We start from the raw sequence: 21,831 nt of genomic DNA on the forward strand, positions 1-21,831 counted from the left end.
CATTAAGTTAGTAAAAACAAAACGGCGAACAACTAAAAGTTATTCGCCGTTTTATTTTATTCATTAAACAAGTTAAGTGAAAATATTTTTGTGAGCTTAATTTCTTTTTGAAAAACTGTCCGCGATCGGCTTGGTTGTCATACCATGAATAAAAACACTAAATAAAATAGTGGTCATAGCAATTGTAGCTATAAGGTATTTATTTTCGATGCTGCTATCGATCACCATCAAAGTAAACACGATTGAAGCTAAACCTCGCGGACCAAACCATGCAAAAGTAAAACGTTCTTTCATTTTTAATTTAGTAAATTGTAATGACAACAGCACAGGAATAATTCTAATCAACGTTGTACTGAGTAATGCAAATACAACAAGTGCCCATGACAATTCTGGCAGAACTAAATAGCTGCACACAAAACCAAATAAACACCAGATCAACAAACCAGTAAAGTCAGCTATATGCTCACTATCTTCAACAAGTTTTAAGCGTAAAGTCAGATCAGTAAATCTATCAAAAATTAATCCAGCAACAAACACCGCAATAAAACCGCTGCTATGTAAACTTTGTGCAATCGAAAAAATGGCCATTGCCATGCCAACCACTAAAAATGGGCTCGTGTTATTTGAAAAATAATGACGTTGCATCGCAAATTTAATCGCGGGAATGATCAATCCCATCGCAGCAATTGCAACCAGAATAGCCACGCCTAATTCACGCGCAAAAACAAGGATAGTATCATAAACCGAAAATGCAGATGCCGGCTCTTTTGCTAACAACATCAAGACTAAAAATATCGGCACACATAAACCATCGTTTAAGCCACTTTCAGTATTGATCCCTTCGCGAATTTTTTCAGGCACCGCACTGCTATTTAATAATCCTTTACTAAGCGCCGCATCTGTCGGCGTTAAAATTATTGCCACCAGTGCTGCTTGAATAAGTGTGAGCTGAGTAAACATTAAACTCGCAATAATAATTCCAGCAAACAAGGTAAGTGGTAAAGCAACAAAAAGTAATAGGCTAGGGTATTGAAAGCTGTGTTTTAAAACCGTCAATTTGGTTTTTGCAGCATCAGTAAATAAAAATATGCTCAGTGTTAATTCTATTAAAGGTAATAAATGATCTAAGTCTCTGGTTAAATAAGCCGTTTTACTTGGGAGCAAAATCCCGAGCAACGCACCGATAATAACAAAAAACATAGGTCCGGTAATTTCTGCTCGCTCGAGTTGATGCATAGATAATGAGTAAATTAAAAATGCTAAACCCACAACGGCTAATACAATATATTCCATTTAAACTTTCCTTTTAAGCCCAGATTTTGCACGCTCTTTGATATTTGTCTGAATATATATTTGATCGGTAGTGGCAATTTTTGCATGCCCTAAATCTTCCGATAAATGTTTTAAAGGGCGAGTTTGTGCATCATGGGTTGCACCAGTATGTCTTAGCCAATGCGCAGTCGCGGACTCTAGTTGCTCGGCATCATCCGTAAAACCATCATCAAGTAAAGATTGTTTTGCTAAATCAAAACTTTGTTGTACTAAACGGCGAATTTGTCGAACAGTCATACCACCTTGGCCGCGAATTTTATGTACCAATGGTTCGGGCTCATCAACACGGGGCAGGGCTGGCAACCCTCGATATAATCTATAACGTTTTAAATAAGTTACAAAATCTTCACTGAGTGTGACATCGCGTAATTTATTTCCTTTACCCATGATCCTTAAAAACCAAAAGCCATCATTATCTTGCCAAAAATGAGACATAACAGGCGACCATTGTGGCCGCTCTGATAGTTCTGAGATCCGTAAATAAAGGCCTTTTAAACAGGCTAAAGTAAATAAATTACGTTCTAGATCTGGCACTTGCTCACATTTATCACGGGTAACACCAAATACATATTCCCATTGAATATCGCTTAAGGTATCAGGAATTTTTATTTGTGATTGCACAACTAAATACGGGCTATTCTTTTTAACAACCGGTACAAAGTTAGCAAAGGTTTTTTCTTCTAAAATAGCAAACTTATAAAAAACATTAAGTGCTGTGAACATAGCTGCTAAAGTTTGCTGACTGGCAATCGATTCTTTGAGCATAAAAGGGCGCCAATTTTCGTTTAATCTACGGATCCCTTGTTCATCTTTATAACGCCATTGCACCGAAGTCATGGTCCAGCGTTTATCGGGTTCGACCATAAAATCAACATAGGCTTCGATGTCTTCACGCTTTAATTCAAATACTGACTTTTTAGCAACTAACCAAGACCATAAATAAAAGCGCTCGAGTTCGTTACGGAAACGGTTATAGGTTGCTTCTGATTTTCGACCATAAACATATAAAAATTGGTACAAAAATACTAATTCTTGCTTAGATTCAGCGACAGTCAAGCCAACTTGCTGTATAAAGGAGGCAAGTTCGGGGTATTCTGATTGCAATGTATCATCTTCAAGATGGGCAATTTGATACCGTAATTGTTTTAATGTATCGACCAAAGCAACAAGCATAATATAGTTATTTCTAATAAAATAAAGTAGTTACAGTTTAACTGTAAAGTCCGATACTGTCTAGTATTGGACTTAGCGGTTCTATAATTGTGAAGCTAATTAGATAATAGCAAAGCAATGTTGTTGGTTTAAGGAAAGCATATGAAAAAATTAATTGTTTTAAGTTTAGTCGCACTCACATTAGTACTGTCTGGTTGTGCTACAACAGGTAGTGCTTCGCCAACTGAAAAGCGTAATCTAGTGCAAAATATGCGAGCGGATACACTGAGTAAATTATACAAAGAAAAACCAGATGTTAAACAACAAATTGCTAATTCTGCAGGCTATGCCGTATTTGATAATGCCAATGTCAATGTTGTTTTAGCCAGCTTTGGCGGCGGCTATGGTGTGGTAAAAAATAACTTAACCGGTAAATCAACCTATATGAATATGGGTGAAGCAGGTTTAGGGTTAGGATTAGGCGTTAAAGATTTTAATGTGGTGATGGTTTTTCATAATCAAGCCGCGTTAAACCGTTTTATTGAACATGGTTGGGCATTTGGTGGCAATGCTGATGCTGCCGCGAAATACCAAGATAAAGGTGGCGCCGTAGTTGCCGAAGCCATTGCCGATCAAGTAACCGTTTATTCTTTAACCGAAAGTGGCCTGGCACTGCAGGCCGTGTTAAAAGGCACTAAATTCTGGGTAGATTCTGAGCTAAATTAACCCTAAAAAAACCTTCTATAAGTGGGCTAGTTCGTGTGATTACGCCCACTTTAATTTATTTTACACTATTTAACATAACGTAATTTATAGGATATCAGCTAAAAATAACTTATAGCTTAAATTTTTCAATTAATTTTAACTTTCAAGTGTCAGGCTTAATCTAGATTTTAAATTAAACCGATCATATTTAGACGCTGGGTAAGTCGCATTTTAATTAAGAATCAAATTCATTTCTCACTACTAGGCATTTTCAAAAATTTTTCATTTGGATAAAATTCTTTTGCTGCATTAAAGATATCATTTCCAAGGTCTATCAATTCACAAGTAATTTTTTTACTACCATTTTTTATTTCCTTTGTGTATTCTAATAAATCACATGCATTTAACTCACCAATTTCTTTTTTTATTGACTTTAAGTCTAGAGTTTTACCTTGAATCTTTTCATAGTGTATTCTAACTATTTCATCATGCAATTTATTTCGTATTTCAATAAAACTAACAATATCTGAATCCAGAATCTGACATTCGTTTATTTTACCAAACATATAAGGGTTTACTTTAAGTAAGAATGAGATGTTTTCCCCATATTTTGGAGATGTAGGAACTATCATTCGCCTAAAACTCAATGCAGCACTTAATTCATTATTGTATCCTAATATTTTATCGTTAAGGCTTTTGTATAGTGCTAATCTAGTTAAAATTGCTAATAAAGATTTATTTATTTTTTCAACCCTTTTTTCTACTAACTCTAATCCATCATCATTTCTTCTTAAGTGAAAAGCAAAGTATGCTCCTCCAAATGAAGCTAAAGCTGGAGTAAGTAACTTAACTAAATATTCTATACTTAACATTGTAGACTTTTCTATTGACGGACAGCATACATACCATAAGCCTATGCTAACTAGAATACTTAAAACAACCCCAAGTATTATTTTAATAGTCATAACTTCCTTTTTTCCTTTATTTATAAACTACACTATGTTTTTAGTAATTCTCAGCTCTTTTAGATTTTTATAGAATTCGTTGTCACTTTGTCTAGTGTAAACTGTAAAATTAACAATATTGTTAACCACCTCCGATAAAAATATCATTTCTGAATAGATTAATTTACTTGATCAATTTCAAATCGAACTTTCTGGAATTAAGTTTTTGATCAAACGCGTCTGCTAACCTTTCTGTTTCACTAAACACTGTGCGCCAGTATTTAATTCGGGTGTCGGCATCGAGATTGGTGAAGTCGTTTCTGTCGGGGATTTTTCCGTAAGGTAAGCCGGCGATGAATTGTTTTGATGGGGTGATCATTACTACGTTGTCGTAGTTTTGTGACGCGACTTTACGTTTTAAGTTTTTATCAAACCACCCTGCTTTTGGTTCGCTATTAAAGTGCGGGTATAAAATTAAACCTGGGTTGTTAATTTTTAAATCAAAATGGTAATCAACAATACCGCCATCGCGATACATGCCCGCTGGCGTGCCGGTAATATTTTTTATACCTTGCATCACCAACGGGATTGAGCCCGAGGCTAATAACGCATCTTTTAAATTATCTTTGTTTAAATCTAGCTGTGTAGTTTTAAATTGATAGCTGTCTTCAAGGGCTAAATCACTATTAGGCGCTTGAAAAATAAAGCGTTCGTATTGTTTATTTAAAAAGCGCCGGTTTACGCGATTGGTTAAATAACTTTTGCTCAGGCCCAATAGCTGTAATGCTTTTAGTTCACTTGCTACTAAGCCATTTGATTTTGCGACAATAAAATGTGCTTTAAAAATGGGGTTGTTGATTATTTCTGTCACGCCATTGTTGCCAAACACCTCTTCGAGTAAAGCGCGGGCTTTAGTTGTTATTTCTTCTGGTGTTGGTTTGTTACTCGAGTAACGCGTTTCACTGTAAGATTTTGCCAAACGCTCAATGGCTGCCACCGGATCATGTTGTGAAAAACACGCTGCTCTAAATGCTCCTGCCGACGAGCCGATCAAATTCAGTGGTGATGATCGGTGTTTAAAAAACTCACCAAAAATATACTTATCTAAACCAAATAACGTAAACCATTTAGGGCCACCGGATGCCCCTAAAAAGCTGCTAAAAAGGTCGGGGGTAAAGCCCTGCTCAGTTATTATTTTTGCTGCAGTGTTACCTGCATAAATATCAATCATGAAAATACTTCATTATTTTTAACTATGGAAAAGTGAATATTTATGCAAAAACATTCACTTTAACCGTTATATTTAGTGCCAAATTCCCTGCTCGGTTTTACCTTGCACAAGCACATTTTTTGCATTAAATTCAGGTTCAACACCTTCAGCTCGTTGCCTATTATAATCGTCTGTGACATTTAAAATAGTCGGGGTGAGCAATATTATGGCAATTACATTGACGACTGTCATCAAACCAAGGGCAATATCGGCTAAGTCCCACACTTCTTTTAATGTGGCAGATGCGCCCCACATCATCATAGATAAGTATAAAAGAGTATAAATACCGCGCCCTAGTTTATTATCGAGCTTAAATAAATGTAGATTACTTTCGGCGTAGGCATAGTTGGCAACCACTGAAGTAAAAGCAAATAAGCTGATAGCTGCGGCAACAAAATACACACCACCTTGTGCTAAATGCGCGGTCATTGCCGCTTGTGTTAAACGAATGCCTTCCATCTCACCGCTAATATCTACATCAGCCAGTAAGATGATCACCGCTGTACAACTACACAACACGATGGTATCAAAAAACACCCCAAGCATTTGAATATACCCTTGAGTAACTGGGTGATTTGGAATAGGCGACGCACTGGCCGATGCATGCGGTACACTGCCCGCTCCAGCCTCATTTGAATAAAGCCCGCGTTGAATACCATTTTTTATCGCTGCGCCCATCGCGCCAGCTCCCGCCTCTTGTAGGCCAAAAGCAGATAAGAATATATCCTTTAACATAGCGGGTACTTGGGTGACGTTAATCAAGGTAATAATCACTGCTGCCAGTACAAATACAATGCCCATCACCGGCACTACGCGCTCAGCAAAGCGGGCGATAGCTTTAAAGCCGCCCAGTATAATAGAGCCCGCAAGTAGGGTTATCACTATGCCAGAATAAAAGGTTGGAATTTCAAAAGCGAAATTAAGCGCATCGGTAATGGTGTTGGTTTGCATCGCGCTAAAAGTAAAGCCGTAGCCTAAGAACAAACACAGCGCAAACGCGATAGCGAGGGTGCGACTGCCTATTCCTTGTTGAATATAATAAGCGGGGCCGCCTCTAAATTCGCCTTGGCTATCGCGTACTTTATAAACTTGACCAAGTACGCTTTCAGCAAACCCTGTGGCCATGCCTAATATGGCAATCACCCACATCCAAAATATCGCGCCGCTGCCACCTAATGATATTGCCACAGCAACGCCAGCTAAATTCCCCGTGCCAACCCGAGCACTTAATCCGGTGCACAGTGCTTGAAACGAACTAATGTCGTTTTTATCGCATTTGCTACTGCCTTTGAGCAGGCTGAACATGTGTTTAAATTTAAAAATTTGAATCAGTTTTAAACGTACTGAAAACCAAATACCGGTGAATAGTAAAATGTAGATCAGTATTTGCCCTTCGCCCCAAAGCAGATTATTTATCCTGTCTACGATCAAATCAAACATGTTTGCCCTTTTATTGTTGTTAAATATAGAGAGAATACTAATTCTTAAATTTAGAATACTTATTTAGTCGCTACTTTATCTAGCTGATATAAATTAGCAAGGGTTGGCTGTATTAAATCTCTATTTAAGTTGCAAAAATGCTATTTATCACAAATTAACAGGCAATAGCTTGATATACTAATTCCCTGCTCTTTAACTGATATATGCGTGATGGCAACAACTTTTGGTGTATTAGCTATTTTTTTATGGGGTGCATTAGCACTACTGGGGAATTTAACAAAGTCGATACCTGCTTTTCAGCTACTGTTTATGTGCTTTGCTGTGTCGTTTTTATTGTTATTTATAAAGAGGGTACTCACTAAGCAGCCTCTTTTTACCCCTCCCTCACTGAGTAAAACACAAACAATTATAGGTATTATTGGTCTATTTGGTTTTCACTTTTGCTATTTTATGGCGTTAAAATATGCTCCACTTATTGAAGTTAGCCTAATTGTGTATTTATGGCCGTTGCTACTAGGTGTGTTTATTGCTAACTCATGCTCTAGAATAAATGCAATCATCGGAGGGTTCGTCGGTTTTATTGGCATTGTATTGTTGATAACCGATGGCAGCGGGATCAACATTAGTAGCCAAAACTCATTAGGCTATTTATTCGCGGCTAGTTGCGCACTATTGTGGTCAAGCTATTCATTTTTGATGACACGCTTTGATAATCATGTGGACGATATAGGCTGGCTTTCACTTTATGTAGCACTCTTGGCGTTGTTAGCACACTTGTATTTTGAGCCAACTCAGTTGAATTTTTCAAGTGCTGAAAGTATCGGCGTTATACTACTAGGAATGGGCCCTGTAGGCGGCGCATTTTACTTATGGGATAGTGCATTAAAACGAGGTAATAAATCACTACTTGCGTCATTAAGCTTTTTAACGCCGTTACTCTCTACAGTCATGTTGGTTTTTGCTGAACAAATTAGTTTTTCGTGGTCTGTTGTTGTTGCTCTGGTATTTGTTTTAGCAGGTGCTGCAATTAGTAATTATCGGCGCGCTGAAATCGTAGAAAGTGCCCGTTAACCATTGTGTTACGGCTTTATTATCCGTAACACGGTTGAGTTGTTTGATGAGACGAATATTGCTGGGTTAAATAGCTATTACCTGCCGCCAAGCCTAATTTATAATCATGGCGTAAGTCACTGTCTGTGCTGCCTAATAATTTGCTATGTAGTTTGCTGCCCGCAAATATTTGGATTAGTTCAAGATCCTCTGGTGGATTTGCCATAAAGTTTAATTCATCTAAATATGCTTGCTCATGCTGTAGTAAATAGTCAATAGTTTTAGGGCAATAACCTGATGCACACACAAACGCTTTTAGCTTATTAACCCAAGCAGATTGAATGGGTAGGCAGGCATCAACTGTACGAATAACGACAATTTTTCGCGCACCACGATTATAAGCCTCAATAACAGGCAGAGGTGCAGCAAGGCCACCATCTAAAAAGAAATCATCTGTTACAGCTGTACTTTGTAGGCTCGCAAACTCTTCATTGGCAGCAACTTTATCAAGCCAAGGCGTTAAGCTAACACCTTGCTTATATAAAAACGGTAATGCACTTGAGGCTTTTAATAATGCTCGCCATTGTTTATCTTCACCAGTTGGCGTTAAAAAGTAAGGCTTTCTATCTCTTGCATTAGTCGCTGTGATCAATAACTCTCTTGCACCTAAACTTGTTTTAGCCGTTTTGAAATCAATAGCACGATTAAACTCGGTGGTTTTATCAAAGTACCAATCAAGATCAACAATACTTTTTCCAAGTAGACCTCTGCCTAATTGAAAAAATCGTTTATGCCTTGATAAGCCTCTTATAAGGCGTTTTGCATAACCTTTTTGTCGTGCTAAAAAACTGGTTAAATTTTGCGAGCCGGCTGAGGTGCCAATAAATAAATCGAATGGATCATAATTGTGTTCAAGCCATGCATCCAGTACACCCGCTGTAAATATTCCTCGTTGCCCCCCACCCTCTGCAATCAATGTCGTTTTATTGAAAGATTGCGTTGTTGTTGAGTCTTGAGGTTTCATTGCCGGCCTTCCTTTTGATTAGTAACTGGGTTTATGCCTTTATTTTAATGAATTTGATTCAAACGTTAAAATTGATTGTATAAATCACAGTGATTAATAAAACCGAACAAAAACGACGAATTAACTTAATTAATTAAGTTGTCTATTTCTATAGGGTCTTTAAAAATATAGCACCCAACTAGAGCGTTTGCTCTAGTTGGTAAAGGTAGGGTAGCAATAGCAATATGAGCCGTTGCTTAATTTTAGTTAACACGAGTCACTTTTTTGATGAACATTTATTTTATCGCCATTAAGATTTCAAGGGCATGATGTCTATCTTCACTTTCATATAAATCATTGGTAAAGATAAATTCATCTACGTTTAGCTCTTTAGCAATCATACTAAGTTTATGAGCAGCTGTGACTGGGCTGCCGACTACCGACAGTCCTAAAAAGTTTTCAACCTGTGCTTGCTCTTGCGCACTCCACAAGCCATCCATTGTTTGCACTGGTGGTTTTAACCATAAGGGATCACCACGTAATAAGGCTAAAATACGTTGTTTTGAGGTAGTTGCTAAAAATTGTGCGTGTTCATCGGTATCAGCTGTTACAACAGGAAGACCAAGCATTACATGTGGCTTAGCTAACACTTTAGATGGCTTAAATTCACGACGATATAATGCAATTGCATCATAAACAAAACGCGGCGCAAAATGCCCTGCAAAAGCATAAGGTAGGCCTCTTTTAGCCGCCAGCTGTGCGCTGTATAAACTGGAGCCTAATAACCAGATGGGCACATTGGTGTTTTCACCTGGGATCGCCCGTACCGGATGGCTGCCATCATATGGGCCAAGTAAAGTTTGTAGCTCTGTGACTTCTTCTGCAAAGTTTTCTGCACGGCGTTCATCCCGCCTAAGTGCTCGACTGGTTATATGATCACTACCTGGTGCACGACCCAGCCCTAAATCAATACGCCCAGGGTAAAGGCTTTCTAATGTACCAAATTGCTCTGCAACGACCAATGGCGGATGATTAGGTAACATGACTCCGCCAGCACCAACGCGAATATTCTTTGTTTTTCCAGCTATATGGCCGATTAACACAGAGGTTGCGGCGCAAACAATACCTAGCATATTATGGTGCTCTGCCATCCAAAAACGCTTGAAACCTAACTCATCTGCTTTTTGAGCATATGCTACACTGTTAGCGAGTGTTTGTGACACGCTTTGGTGTTCTTTCATTGGGCTTAGCTCAAGTAAAGAAAAAGGAATTGCAGATAACTCAGCCATACATACTCCTATCAGAGTCTGATAAATTTATTTAAATTATGACTTGGTTATGGGACTCCACGAGGCACAATTCAATGCTAGATTCAGCTAATAGAAGAATATGTTATACGAAATTGATTGGCTATAAATAGAGATTGTTAATAAAGGCTATAAATAAGTCGCAAAGAAACAAAAATGCCACCAGTTCACTAAGCGTAAATGGTGGCTAAAGTTTAAGGGAAGTTTGTTATCTTAAATGTTTAGGATCTGGAGTACGTAACATATTTACTAATGGGTGATTGAGCTTACGTAGTTCAGCTAAAACCAGTTGCGCAACTTCACGCGCACCAAGCTCATTAAAATGGGTATTATCATTTACACCTTTTGGATAATTAGGGTGTGCATTTTCCTCAAGTTGCATAAAACGTAAGCGGGAGTTGAGCTCTCCTAGGCTTTGAAAGTACTCCTGAGTTACCCGATCCATATCAATGAAATCAACGCCACTTTGTGCCGCTACTTCACGAACTAAATCAGAGTAAATTGGGTGAGTTTCTTTAATATTGCCAGCATCGTCAAAATAACGTCTTGTTACTGGCGTCATTAAGATCGCTTTGGCTTTTTTAGCGCGTACATCAGCAATAAAATTCAGCAAATTTTGTTTATATTGCTGTGGAGGCGTATAGCGATCGCCTTTTTCTTTTGACTGGTCATTATGGCCAAACTGGATAATAACGTAATCACCCGCTTTTAGGTCTGTTGTGATCTGTTGCCATAGCCCTTCTTTAATAAAAGTCCCTGTGCTACGGCCATTTTTAGCTAAATTAATCACACTTACTGATTCATTGAAAAAGATGCTAAACGGCATTCCCCAGCCAGTTTCTGGGTAATCTTTAATTTCTTTAATTGACATGGTTGAATCCCCTGCCATAAAAACCTGTGTTTTATCTGTAGCCGACATACACGAAAAACTCACCATGATAAGTATTGTTATTAATAATTTAGCCATATCTATCGCTCTATTGTGTTTGAATAATTAACGGTTAGCTAGTCATCGGTTATATTTTTTATTGGAAATAAATATCGGTAGAGCTAGCCATTTTTTAAACATAACACCAACCGCCACCGGTGGCAACAACGTTATATAAATCAACGTTAATTAAATTTTAAGCTTTAAGGTCGTCTCTTTTTTCACCAATGAATATGTAAAAAATACATTAAATATGTAACTTTTAATGTTTGACATTGTAATTTAGAACAGCTAACTTGAAATTTATGCCACCGGTAGCAAAACAATGTAATAAAATAAACAGGATGTTGTATTTTAACTTTTAATGATTAAATTCAGATAGTTAATGTTATTTTATTTCATTGTTTTAGATTAACGATACGTTGCTGTATCAGCAGAATTTTTATGAAATGGAGAATAAAGAAATTAATCGCGTATTTATTAAAACGCAATTTTGGCTTTAGCAATCATCAAGCTAGTTAAATAAAACGAACTATAAAAGCGAGCAACCAGCGTCATTGTTTAAAGGAATACTTTTGGCCTTTATGGTGCAGCTATACGGCAGGAGCTAGCAATAAATTGATGAATACAAGCAAACAAAAAATTAGCGTTAAAAATAAAAACAGCACTGACATTAACAGAACAACATGACTGTAATATCGAGGAACACACAATGAAGACAACAAATAAATTCGCTTTAAAGCCCCTCAATTGCTTGATCAGCGCACTACTGTTGGGCACTACCTCTTATGCAATGGCGGCTGATGAACAAGAAAATGCAACAACTAAAGCCGAAAGTGACATTGAGTTAATTCAAGTAACCGGTTTTAGATCATCGCTAAACAAGTCTCTCGCTACTAAGCGTTTTGAAGTAAATACCACAGAGTCTATTGCTGCCGAAGATATTGGTAAGTTTCCTGATCTGAATATTGCTGAATCATTACAGCGTATTCCTGGTGTTGCTATTTCCCGCGAAGGTGGCGAAGGACGCCAAATTACCTTGCGTGGTTTAGGTCCTGCATTTACACGTACTACTTTAAACGGTATGGAAGTGCCCGCAAGTACTGATGGCACAGATTCTGGAGGTGGTGTAAATGGGGGTCGTGCTTTTGACTTTAATATATTTGCTTCCGAATTATTTAATCGTGTTGATATTCAAAAGACGCCAACCGCGGCTACCGAAGAAGGTGGCATAGCAGGTACCGTTGATATGTATTCCGCACGGCCTTTTGATTCAACCGGTTTTCATGTTGCCGCGTCTGCGCAAGCAGGTTACAACGACCTAACAGAACAAGTAGACCCACGCATGGTGTTTATGATCAGTAACACATTTGCTGATGATACTATTGGCGCTTTATTTTCTGTTGCCAAATCTGAACGAACCGTACGTCAAGAAGGTTTTGGTACTGTGCGCTGGACTACGCCGGTACTTGATGGTGGCGGTATATACGCAGATACTGCTAATACTGAAGTAATTGGCACACCCAACACCGGTAATTGTGAATTTGAAGGGCAAAGCGTAGATCCAGTAAACTGTTTATATACCCCTCGCCTGCCTCGTCCTGATTTTTTTGGGAATGAACAAGACCGCTTAGGTTTTACCGGATCTTTACAATATGCCCCAAATGATGATCTCGTTCTTACCTTAGATACATTACATTCGACACTCGATAATGACCGTACCATGTACAACTTTTTCGAGATGTTTAGAAATACATTCAGCGAAATTACCCCTGAATCAATTACAGTTGCTGATAACGGTAAACAAATCCAAGCGGCGACATTTAATGGTGTAAAATCTCGCGTAGAAAGCCGTCAACAGATTTCAAAAACAAAGTTCCAACAATATGTCCTCTCAGGCAAGTATCATTTATCTGACTACCTAACCTTAGATGCCATGGTCGGCACAGCTGAATCTGATGCCCGCTCTGAGCAATATCGTTATAACATGACTAACAACACGCCACATAGAGTGTCGATGGATTTTGGTACCGCAAATAATACTGCCGTTATGGATTATGATTACGACACCTTAGATGCAAATTCGTTTGATTTAGCGGATGGCCGCTTACGTGCCACTGATGTATTAAGAGAAAACGATACAGCGAAGGTTGATTTGTCATATCAAATGGACATGATGAATATAAAAGGCGGTATTGCTTATAATGATAGAACTGTTAGCTATGATGAGTCCCAAATAAATGGCTTTCCTGATCAAGATTCCGCAGCTGGATTTTCTCAACTTATGCCATATGATGATTTTGGCACAGGCTACGATGGTACATTATCGCCGTTTCTAGTCGCTGATTTTGATGCCATAAACTCACAATTGTTAGTAAAAGAATGGATACCGCGCAGCGCACAGAGCTGGAAAGTTGAAGAAGAAACCATGGCAGCGTATATCGAGACCAATTTTGAATATGAAATTTCTGATATGTTGTTACGTACCAATGCAGGTGTGCGTTATGTTAAAACTGAAACAACATCAACAGGTTTCATTCAAACAGACCCGGTTACTATCGAAAATAGCTATGATAACGTGTTGCCAGTACTGAATTTAGCCCTTGATGCAACAGACGATGTGATTGTAAGGCTCGGTTTGTCTAAAACCATGACACGGCCAAGTTTAAGCTCGCTTAATCCCGGCAATCCTTCGTTTTCTTATTTAAATGGCACTGTGAGTGCAGGTAACCCATTTTTAGACCCATTTACCTCTACCAATACAGACTTTGGTGTTGAATGGTATTTTGAGGAAGAGTCATTACTTGCAGCAACCGTGTTTTATAAAGACATTGGCTCGTTTATAACCAGTGACACAGAAGAAAAGTTAGTCGATCCAGCCTACTTACCCTTTATAGATAATGATCCGCAGTATGACCCGTCTAGTGCATTAGATCCACGCACTACCCCATACACTCATTATGTACCGGTTAATGGTGATGGTACCGTTATTAAAGGGCTTGAGCTTATTTACCAACAGCCTTTTTCGTTCTTACCTGGGTTCTTGAAAAATACCGGCCTTGTGTCTAACTATACCTATGTTTCTGCAGGAGAAATTACAGGTCTGTCTGAAAATTCATATAACTTCACCTTGTATTATGAAGTAGAAGACTATGGCATACGTGCCTCAATGAATACTCGTGATAACTATATTACTGATTACACAGGTAATAATGGTAACGCAGAAGAGGCAACAACAGGGCCAACGCACTTCGATCTATCGGCGTTTTATAACATCAATGAGAATGTCACTATGACATTTGAAGCAATAAATCTCACAGATGAATATGAACGCCTTTATACCACAGGCGATGGTACGTTAGATTTACCGCGTGAATATAACCATACCGGCCGCCAGTTCTTCTTGGGTATCCGCTATAACCTATAAAACTCTTTTCAATGCTAATTCCCCCTAAGGTTAACAGCTTAATCACTTTATTTGATTAAGCTGTTTTTTTTATTTGCTAAAAAAAACAAAAAATATTTTTCTTTTAAATCCTATTTGCCACCGGTGGCAAATAACCTTTTAAATCAATACACTTATCTATCAAGTTGCACCAAACAATGCTTTTGGCTTAGCTGAAAATGTAAAATAAAGGTGATTAATGTTATTTTTTTAGTTTGACATTGACCTAGGAACACTATATTTTTTTCATTCGTGCCACCGGTAGCAAAATAATTCATCACTATTTTTCTACTGCTTCACTCGTTGTTTTTCCCATTATGGATTATGAGCTTAGGTACAATTAGAATCGAGAAACAAGTGCATGACAAAAACAAGATTTTCAGTCATGTTAACTGCATAACAATAAGTAGAATGTGGAACCACTATGACAACCAGCACACACAATTTTAAACTCAACAAATTAATGTCCTATTTAATTCTAGGTGGTGCATTTAGCAGCGCTATCGCATACGCAGCCCCACAACAAGAAACAGGTTCAGACGACCAACTTGAAGTAATCGAAGTTAAAGGTTACCGAGGCAGTATCAATGCTGCGTTGATGTCTAAGCGTGAAGCCGTAGGCACCCGTGAAACCATCATTGCAGAAGACATTGGTAAATTCCCTGATTTAAATGTAGCTGACTCTCTTGCACGTGTACCTGGTATCTCAATTGAAGAAGATGCCGGTGAAGGTCGTCAAATCACTATTCGTGGCTTAGGTTCTCGTTACGTTAAAACCACAATTAACGGTATGGAATCAGCTTCAGCAGGCGCAGCAACCGATGCTGCCGGTGGCTCTAATACCTCACGTGCATTTGATTTTAATGTATTCGCATCTGAACTTTTTACGCAAATTGATATTAACAAAACAGTATCCGCAGAACTTGAAGACGGTGGTATTTCTGGTAATGTTAATTTACAAACAGCCCGCCCTTTTCAATATGATGGCTTTAAAGGCGCTTACAATGTAAATGCTCGTTACAGTGATGTTGATGAAGATGTCTCACCTCGCGCGTCGTTTATGCTTAGCAATAACTGGGATAACAAATTTGGTATTCTTGCATCTGTTGCATACAGCGATGGTACAGTACAAAGTGAAGGCTCATCAACTGGACGTTGGACTGTAAACAACCCCAGTTTTGTTGATGATGGTTTACCGGTTGGTCAAGGTGGTTCAAATTACCTTACTGTTGCACCAAAAACGTTATTAATGCCAAATGGTAATTACACCAACGAAAATTTAGATGGTTTATATTTACCACGCATCCCACGTTATTCTTTGTATTCAAAACAGCAAAAACGTCTTGGTGCTACACTCGCTCTACAATACGCCCCAACGGATGATCTTTCTTTCAACTTAGATGTGCTGCATGCAGAGCTTGATAACAACATGCAAGAGTATCACTACGAAGTATTGTTACGTGATCAAAAAGACATCGTGCCAGAAAACATTGCAATTGATGCTAATAACACCATCGTTGCCGGGGCTTTATCAAATGCAATTATCCGCTCTGAAGCCCGTAAAGATGAATCATCATCAAAATTTGATCAGGTTAGCTTTACTGGTAATTGGTTTATTAACGACCGCTTTAAAATGAACTTTTTAGTTGGTCAAGGTAAGTCAGATTTAGATATCCCGTATATGACTACTTTTGCACTCGATAGTAATAACTCAACTGTAGCTTATAGTTTTGATAATAATATTGATCCACTTGAGCTGCTTAATAACCCTGGCGGACAAGCAATTGGCAGTGCTGAATTGAACTCGAATATGCCCTCATTTGCATTTGCTGCAGGCCAAGCACCAGGGGCTAACTACAGTAAAGAGCAAATCGGTTCACTAATGACTGATCCGAATAATTACACTGCTGGTTTAGTTCGTAACCGTTCACAAACTATCGAAAGTGAAAACAAAACAATTCGCATAGATTTCGCCTACGAAATAAATGATGAATACACAGTTAAATTTGGTGTAGGCCAACGAAGCTTTGAAACTGAGCAACATTATAATTTAAATAACTGGCGAGATATTAATAAAGAAACAAACAAAACATCGGGTGAAAACGCTGAAGAACGTGTGATGTATTTAGATGATGAGTTAATTGCCGGCAGTTTGTTTAATACCACTTTAGACGGTCAAGGTGTTAGCTTTGGTAATAATGCAACAATTCCAGGTACATCAACACTTAATAGTGGTACGTGGCTGGCACCCGATTTTAATGCCATGTATAACGCATTCTCTGGTGAAGATTTTTTTCAAGCAAAAGAAGATTTCAGACGTACCTATTACATCAAAGAAGAAGTGGCTACGGCATTCGTTCAATTAGACTTTAGACAATATATATTTGATAGCGAGTTACGCGGTAATTTTGGTGTTCGCTACGTAGATAATAAAAATACTAGCCGTATTGTAAATTTAGATCATATCTATAAAGATGGTTTCACAGCAGGTCGTGGTGAAGGTGCTAACTATGCAGCGGGCTATGGCTGGCGTGAGTCAGTGAGTAAAGGCGATGAATGGTTACCTTCATTAAACCTTGCTTACGATATCTCTGAAGATTTAGTCGGTCGTTTTAGCTATTCACATGCTATCACACGCCCAAAATTATCAGATTTAAGTTCGTCAATTAGTGTTAATACACCAAGTGTTGAAGATCCAAGCGCTACTATCTCTATGGGTGCGGGACCGTCGCTTCAACCTTATAAAGCTAAACAATATGATATTGGCTTAGAGTGGTATTTTGCTGAAGAATCACTGATTGCTACATCACTGTTCTTCAAAAACATTTCTGGTTTAACAAAAGAAACTAAAGATGAAGTGCTTAGCGAAGCAGAATTAGCCGCACTTGGGATTGACCTAGGTGAAACAGATCCAAGCACGGTCACCTGGCAAGTAACACAACTTGTAAATACCGATGCTGAAGGAATGTGGGGCGCGGAATTTATTTACCAACAACCATTTTCATTCTTACCGGAGCCATTTAACGGCCTTGGTATACAAACTAACTACACCTATATTGACTATACACGTGACATTGAAGACCCATTCTATGGCACAGCGCTTAATTTAGTCGAAGAAGAAACATCTAAAAATACCTATAATATTACCTTGTATTATCAGGTAGAAGATTGGTCTGCTCGCTTTTCTTATAACTACCGTGGCGGTTATAACAAGCAATACTTAAATGAGTATAAAGATGAGTCAACTTTTGTTCGTGGTTATGATGCAAAAGCAAAACTTAACTTCTCAGCTCGTTATAAGTTAACAGAAAAAATGAGTCTATCATTTGAAGCCGTGAACCTAACGGATGAAAAACAAGATATGTGGAATGATATCTACACGCCACGCCCTTACGAAAACCTGTCATCAGGTCGCCAGTTCTTAGTGGGTTTAAGAGGTACATTCTAACTTAATAAAAGCACAACCTCATTTATCGAGGTTGTGCCTTCTCTCTAATTGTCTCCCCTGCATCATCGATGGTTTTCAGTTGAGGCTGATAGGTTTGATTTTAACAAAACTTTCAGTTTGCCCCTGCTCATAAAGATAACAACAAGAAACTGAAAATCTTGCTCACTAAATTTGCTCGACAACCATTTGAGTTAACAGTGCGCTGATAACAATAAGGTATTAGAAACATGAAAATACTTATCAAACAATTATCCATACTTTTAGTATGCTTTTATTTAAGTGCATGCGGAGGTTCATCAGATGACTCCACTATTGTTGATCCAATAGTTACTGACCCTGTAATTACTAACCCAGTGGATCCTGAACCACCTGTCGACCCTGAACCGCCTGTTGACCCTGAACCGCCTGTTGACCCTGAACCGCCTGTTGACCCCGAGGACCCAATTGATCCAATTGCTGATATCACCATTCATATGATTGGTGACTCGACTATGACTGAGTACGACCAATCGCGTAAACCACAAGCAGGCTGGGGGGAACAGGTTCCTATGTTCGTGAGTGACAAAGCAACCGTTAGAAATTGGGCCCGTGGTGGCAGAAGTTCTCGTAGTTTTTATTACGAAGATGGTCTTTGGAACTTAGTTAAAGAAACAATAAAAACGGGTGATTACCTAATTATTCAATTTGGTCATAATGATCAAAAATTAGGGGATGCTTATGAAGAATTTGGCACTTATGCATACTGTAGTGATGGCAGTAGCAATGGTGAGGATTGCCTTGATAGCGAACACTCTTATTATCAATTCCTAAAAAAATATATAAAAGAAGCACGTGACTTAGGCGCAGTGCCCATTTTAATGAGCCCTATTGTGCGTAAATATTTTAGCGGCGAAAGTATTAGAAACTCAGGACTACATAATCTTGAATCAGTAAACACAGGAGAGCTTTTTGCCCGTGGTAACTACCCTGCGGCGATGAAGGAAGTCGCGGTATTATTAGACGTTCCTATGGTTGATTTAACCGCGCAAACAAAGGCAATAGTTGAAAAGTACGGTGATCAAGCCGCGACTGAATCACTCTACATTTCAGCAGACAGCACTCACCCTCAAGTACTTTTCGCTACTTTAATAGCAAAAGCTGCTATGAAAAGTTTGCAACAGCAAGAGGTCTTATCTGATTATATTATTGAGGCGACTTCTTTTATTTCTAGTCCTGAAACACTGCAATGGAACGATCGTTATATTGGCGTCGCTAATGTGAAAACATTAACGTTATCTGCATTTGATTTAAGCCCTAACACGGGTAATTTAGTGGCAACCGCACCTGATGGATTTTTATTAAGTGATGCTCCCGATTCAACTAACTGGACAACAGTATTAACCATTCCTTATGAAAATGGTGCATTCACTGAAAAAATGTATGTTCAGTTCACTCCTTATTCTGAAAAATCTTTCAATGATAGTATTAGCTTTTTTGCGGGTGGAGTTGATTTAGGCACGGTGAATGTTTCTGGTAACGGTGTTGCTGTTGGTAATGGTCTCCCCGCCTATAGCCGTTGGTTTACTGAAGGGGGCGCATTAGCAGCAATAACTGATGGTCCAATTACCGCACAAGACGCAAACGTTATGGGTTTAGATACAGGGTCAGTTAAAACATTTGCTGTTAACGAACAAGATACAGGAGTAGCAAGATTTAGGGTTTATGGTCCTGAGTTGGTCTCTAAAAATGCTGATAAGTATCTAGAGTTTTCACTCACTGCCGCAACTCAAACATTTTCTATCGATACTATTTCGGCATGGATGACTAGCAGCGGGGGTTCTACGGTACAAGCTGATATACAATACTCATTTAATAGCGACTTTAGTAACCCTGTATCATTAAATGAGGATCCTATTTCGTTCTCAAAAGACACTATGTTACTCACTGAATATAACGTCACTATACAAGTACTTGCTGAAAACAAACTGTATATACGGATTTATCCATACAATGCCGCTGGTGCAGATACGACCGGTAAATACCTAGCAGTATACGATGTAAAAGTATCCGGACTTTCTGGTGATTAAGTTAATAAAACTGACCACTGCGACGGCATTTAATAGAAATTAATTCAATAATAAGCTCATTAACTTCACCATAAAGTTAATGAGCTTGAAGTAATCAATCCTATATCCTCTTATTTAATTCGCTTACCTGCGTTTTGCTAAGTATATTTTATAAAATAATAAACTTAACATTATTTTAAAGTTAGTAATAAAACCCCGTTGCCACCGGTGGCAAAAACTGCTAATGTTAGATTATAATAATTCCAATTTACAGCAGCAGGATACAAGATGAATAATCAACGACGCTATTTTCTCAAAGCATTAGCTTCTAGCACTTTGGTAACAGCAACTTTAATGGGCTGTCAGTCAGCACCTTTACTCAATGTTTTTGAAGCGCCAATTAGCGCAGATGATTGGCAAATGGCTGAACAAATAAAAGCCAACATTGTGGTCCCGACCTTCCCTGCTAAGCAATTTAATATTAAAGACTTTGGCGCTAAAGAAAATGGACAATATGATTGTACGCAAGCAATTAAAGGCGCCATTGAAGCCTGCCACGCACAAGGAGGTGGTCAGGTCTACATTCCAAATGGTACCTACTTGACCGGTGCCATTCATTTACTTTCTAACGTAAATTTACACTTGGCTGATAATGCAATATTAAGTTTCAGTACTGAGCCTACTCATTACTTACCCGAAGTATTTACTCGCTGGGAAGGCTTAGAAATGATGGGATACTCACCACTGATTTATGCTTATGAGCAAGAAAACATTGCCATCACAGGTAAAGGAACACTACAAGGTAATGGCGATAACCAAACATGGTGGCCTTGGAAGGGGCCACACAAAGAAGGCCATTGGGATTTAATTAAAGATAGCCAAGGTAAAGTATTGCACCAGCGTGAAGCACGTGATCAGTTGATGGTTGATGCCGAAGCTGGTGTGCCGGTAAGCGAACGTATATACAGTACCGGCGCCTATTTACGCCCCCCTTTTATTCAACCGTATAAATGTAAAAATATTTTAATCCAAGGTGTAACAATTAAAAACTCGCCATTTTGGTTAGTGAATCCGGTTTTATGCCAAAGTGTTACGGTTGATAAGGTTAATTTTTCAAGCCACGGGCCAAACTCTGATGGTTGTGACCCTGAGAGCTGCGATCATGTACATATTAAAAACTGTGTATTTGATACCGGTGATGACTGTATCGCAATTAAATCAGGGCGAAATGCAGACGGAAGACGTGTCGGTATCCCTTCACAAAACATTGTTATTGAAAACTGCCATATGAAAGAAGGCCACGGTGGAGTTGTTATTGGTAGCGAAATATCAGGTGGTGTAAACAATGTCTTTGTGCAAAATTGCACTATGGACAGCCCGCATCTAGAGCGCGCTATTCGTATCAAAACTAACTCAGTACGTGGCGGTTTGATCGAGCATATCCGCATTCGTAATGTTGACGTTGGTACCGTTAAAAACGCTGTTGTGATCAACTTCTATTATGAAGAAGGCGATGCGGGACAATTCGATCCGACAGTTCGTGATATTCAAATTGAAAATTTACATTGTAAAAATGTGCTTAGTAAAGCGTTTTATCTTAATGGCTTTGAACGCGCACCAATTAACGATATTCATTTTAAAAACTGCCATTTTGACCAAGTAGGCAGTCAGTCAATCGTAGCTCATGTAAATAATATGAGTTTAGATAATGTCACTTTAAACAAGCAGCCACTGACATTGGCGCAATTACAGCAATCATGAT

At 38.5% G+C, this 21,831-nt stretch carries 14 protein-coding genes; 6 read left to right on the forward strand and 8 right to left on the reverse strand.

Features of this window, described 5'->3' with window-relative positions:
- Positions 1-96: 96 nt before the first annotated feature.
- Positions 97-1,293, reverse strand: a complete 1,197-nt coding sequence (locus A7968_RS01770; protein WP_064664856.1) for a cation:proton antiporter — start codon at positions 1,291-1,293, stop codon at positions 97-99.
- Positions 1,294-2,505, reverse strand: a complete 1,212-nt coding sequence (locus A7968_RS01775; RefSeq protein WP_064664857.1) for a tyrosine-type recombinase/integrase — start codon at positions 2,503-2,505, stop codon at positions 1,294-1,296.
- Positions 2,506-2,646: 141 nt separating this feature from the next.
- Between A7968_RS01775 and A7968_RS01780 the strand changes: the two genes are divergently transcribed.
- A complete protein-coding gene (locus tag A7968_RS01780; RefSeq protein WP_064664858.1) occupies positions 2,647-3,210 on the forward strand; it encodes a lipid-binding SYLF domain-containing protein in 564 nt (187 codons plus the stop codon).
- A 227-nt stretch (positions 3,211-3,437) separates the two neighbouring features.
- On the opposite strand, the gene A7968_RS01785 is transcribed toward A7968_RS01780, so the two are convergent.
- The 3 genes from A7968_RS01785 to A7968_RS01795 form a co-directional block, all read right to left on the reverse strand.
- On the reverse strand, positions 3,438-4,154 hold the full coding sequence (locus A7968_RS01785; RefSeq protein WP_064664859.1) for a hypothetical protein: 717 nt from the start codon (positions 4,152-4,154) through the stop codon (positions 3,438-3,440).
- Positions 4,155-4,317: 163 nt separating this feature from the next.
- Complete coding sequence (locus A7968_RS01790) at positions 4,318-5,364, reverse strand: patatin-like phospholipase family protein (RefSeq protein WP_064664860.1); 1,047 nt, start codon at positions 5,362-5,364, stop codon at positions 4,318-4,320.
- 72 nt (positions 5,365-5,436) lie between these two features.
- Positions 5,437-6,843 carry an alanine/glycine:cation symporter family protein gene (locus tag A7968_RS01795; protein ID WP_064664861.1) on the reverse strand — a complete coding sequence of 469 codons (1,407 nt, stop codon included), beginning with the start codon at positions 6,841-6,843 and terminating at the stop codon, positions 5,437-5,439.
- Between the two features lie 210 nt (positions 6,844-7,053).
- On the opposite strand from A7968_RS01795, the gene A7968_RS01800 reads away from it, so the two are divergent.
- Entirely contained in the window at positions 7,054-7,914 is an 861-nt protein-coding gene (locus A7968_RS01800) for a DMT family transporter (protein ID WP_064664862.1), read from the forward strand.
- Between the two features lie 19 nt (positions 7,915-7,933).
- Here the strand turns inward: A7968_RS01800 and A7968_RS01805 are convergent, their stop codons facing one another.
- The 3 genes from A7968_RS01805 to A7968_RS01815 form a co-directional block, all read right to left on the reverse strand.
- Positions 7,934-8,917 carry a patatin-like phospholipase family protein gene (locus A7968_RS01805; RefSeq protein WP_064664863.1) on the reverse strand — a complete coding sequence of 328 codons (984 nt, stop codon included), beginning with the start codon at positions 8,915-8,917 and terminating at the stop codon, positions 7,934-7,936.
- 275 nt (positions 8,918-9,192) lie between these two features.
- Positions 9,193-10,185, reverse strand: a complete 993-nt coding sequence (locus A7968_RS01810; protein ID WP_064664864.1) for an LLM class flavin-dependent oxidoreductase — start codon at positions 10,183-10,185, stop codon at positions 9,193-9,195.
- 226 nt (positions 10,186-10,411) lie between these two features.
- Positions 10,412-11,170: a rhamnogalacturonan acetylesterase gene (locus tag A7968_RS01815; protein ID WP_064664865.1), complete on the reverse strand. Its 759-nt coding sequence runs from the start codon at positions 11,168-11,170 to the stop codon at positions 10,412-10,414.
- 673 nt (positions 11,171-11,843) lie between these two features.
- Between A7968_RS01815 and A7968_RS01820 the strand changes: the two genes are divergently transcribed.
- The 4 genes from A7968_RS01820 (at position 11,844) to A7968_RS01835 (ending at position 21,830) form a co-directional block, all read left to right on the forward strand.
- Complete coding sequence (locus A7968_RS01820) at positions 11,844-14,558, forward strand: TonB-dependent receptor (RefSeq protein WP_064664866.1); 2,715 nt, start codon at positions 11,844-11,846, stop codon at positions 14,556-14,558.
- Positions 14,559-15,000: 442 nt separating this feature from the next.
- Positions 15,001-18,024, forward strand: a complete 3,024-nt coding sequence (locus tag A7968_RS01825; RefSeq protein WP_064664867.1) for a TonB-dependent receptor — start codon at positions 15,001-15,003, stop codon at positions 18,022-18,024.
- A 227-nt stretch (positions 18,025-18,251) separates the two neighbouring features.
- A complete protein-coding gene (locus tag A7968_RS01830; protein WP_064664868.1) occupies positions 18,252-20,090 on the forward strand; it encodes a rhamnogalacturonan acetylesterase in 1,839 nt (612 codons plus the stop codon).
- A 267-nt stretch (positions 20,091-20,357) separates the two neighbouring features.
- Positions 20,358-21,830, forward strand: a complete 1,473-nt coding sequence (locus A7968_RS01835; RefSeq protein ID WP_064664869.1) for a glycoside hydrolase family 28 protein — start codon at positions 20,358-20,360, stop codon at positions 21,828-21,830.
- Position 21,831: the final 1 nt, after the last annotated feature.

The sequence above is a fragment of the Pseudoalteromonas prydzensis genome (assembly GCF_001661495.1).
In the GTDB taxonomy this organism is placed as follows: Bacteria; Pseudomonadota; Gammaproteobacteria; order Enterobacterales; family Alteromonadaceae; genus Pseudoalteromonas; species Pseudoalteromonas prydzensis.

Coding starts and splice junctions, on each gene's coding strand:
- A7968_RS01795 (WP_064664861.1), bottom strand. CDS start 6,843: ATGTTTGATTTGATCGTAGACAGGATAAATAATCTGCTTTGGGGCGAA.
- A7968_RS01825 (WP_064664867.1), top strand. CDS start 15,001: ATGACAACCAGCACACACAATTTTAAACTCAACAAATTAATGTCCTAT.
- A7968_RS01800 (WP_064664862.1), top strand. CDS start 7,054: ATGGCAACAACTTTTGGTGTATTAGCTATTTTTTTATGGGGTGCATTA.
- A7968_RS01790 (WP_064664860.1), bottom strand. CDS start 5,364: ATGATTGATATTTATGCAGGTAACACTGCAGCAAAAATAATAACTGAG.
- A7968_RS01815 (WP_064664865.1), bottom strand. CDS start 11,170: ATGGCTAAATTATTAATAACAATACTTATCATGGTGAGTTTTTCGTGT.
- A7968_RS01820 (WP_064664866.1), top strand. CDS start 11,844: ATGAAGACAACAAATAAATTCGCTTTAAAGCCCCTCAATTGCTTGATC.
- A7968_RS01770 (WP_064664856.1), bottom strand. CDS start 1,293: ATGGAATATATTGTATTAGCCGTTGTGGGTTTAGCATTTTTAATTTAC.
- A7968_RS01835 (WP_064664869.1), top strand. CDS start 20,358: ATGAATAATCAACGACGCTATTTTCTCAAAGCATTAGCTTCTAGCACT.
- A7968_RS01830 (WP_064664868.1), top strand. CDS start 18,252: ATGAAAATACTTATCAAACAATTATCCATACTTTTAGTATGCTTTTAT.
- A7968_RS01785 (WP_064664859.1), bottom strand. CDS start 4,154: ATGACTATTAAAATAATACTTGGGGTTGTTTTAAGTATTCTAGTTAGC.
- A7968_RS01810 (WP_064664864.1), bottom strand. CDS start 10,185: ATGGCTGAGTTATCTGCAATTCCTTTTTCTTTACTTGAGCTAAGCCCA.
- A7968_RS01775 (WP_064664857.1), bottom strand. CDS start 2,505: ATGCTTGTTGCTTTGGTCGATACATTAAAACAATTACGGTATCAAATT.
- A7968_RS01780 (WP_064664858.1), top strand. CDS start 2,647: ATGAAAAAATTAATTGTTTTAAGTTTAGTCGCACTCACATTAGTACTG.
- A7968_RS01805 (WP_064664863.1), bottom strand. CDS start 8,917: ATGAAACCTCAAGACTCAACAACAACGCAATCTTTCAATAAAACGACA.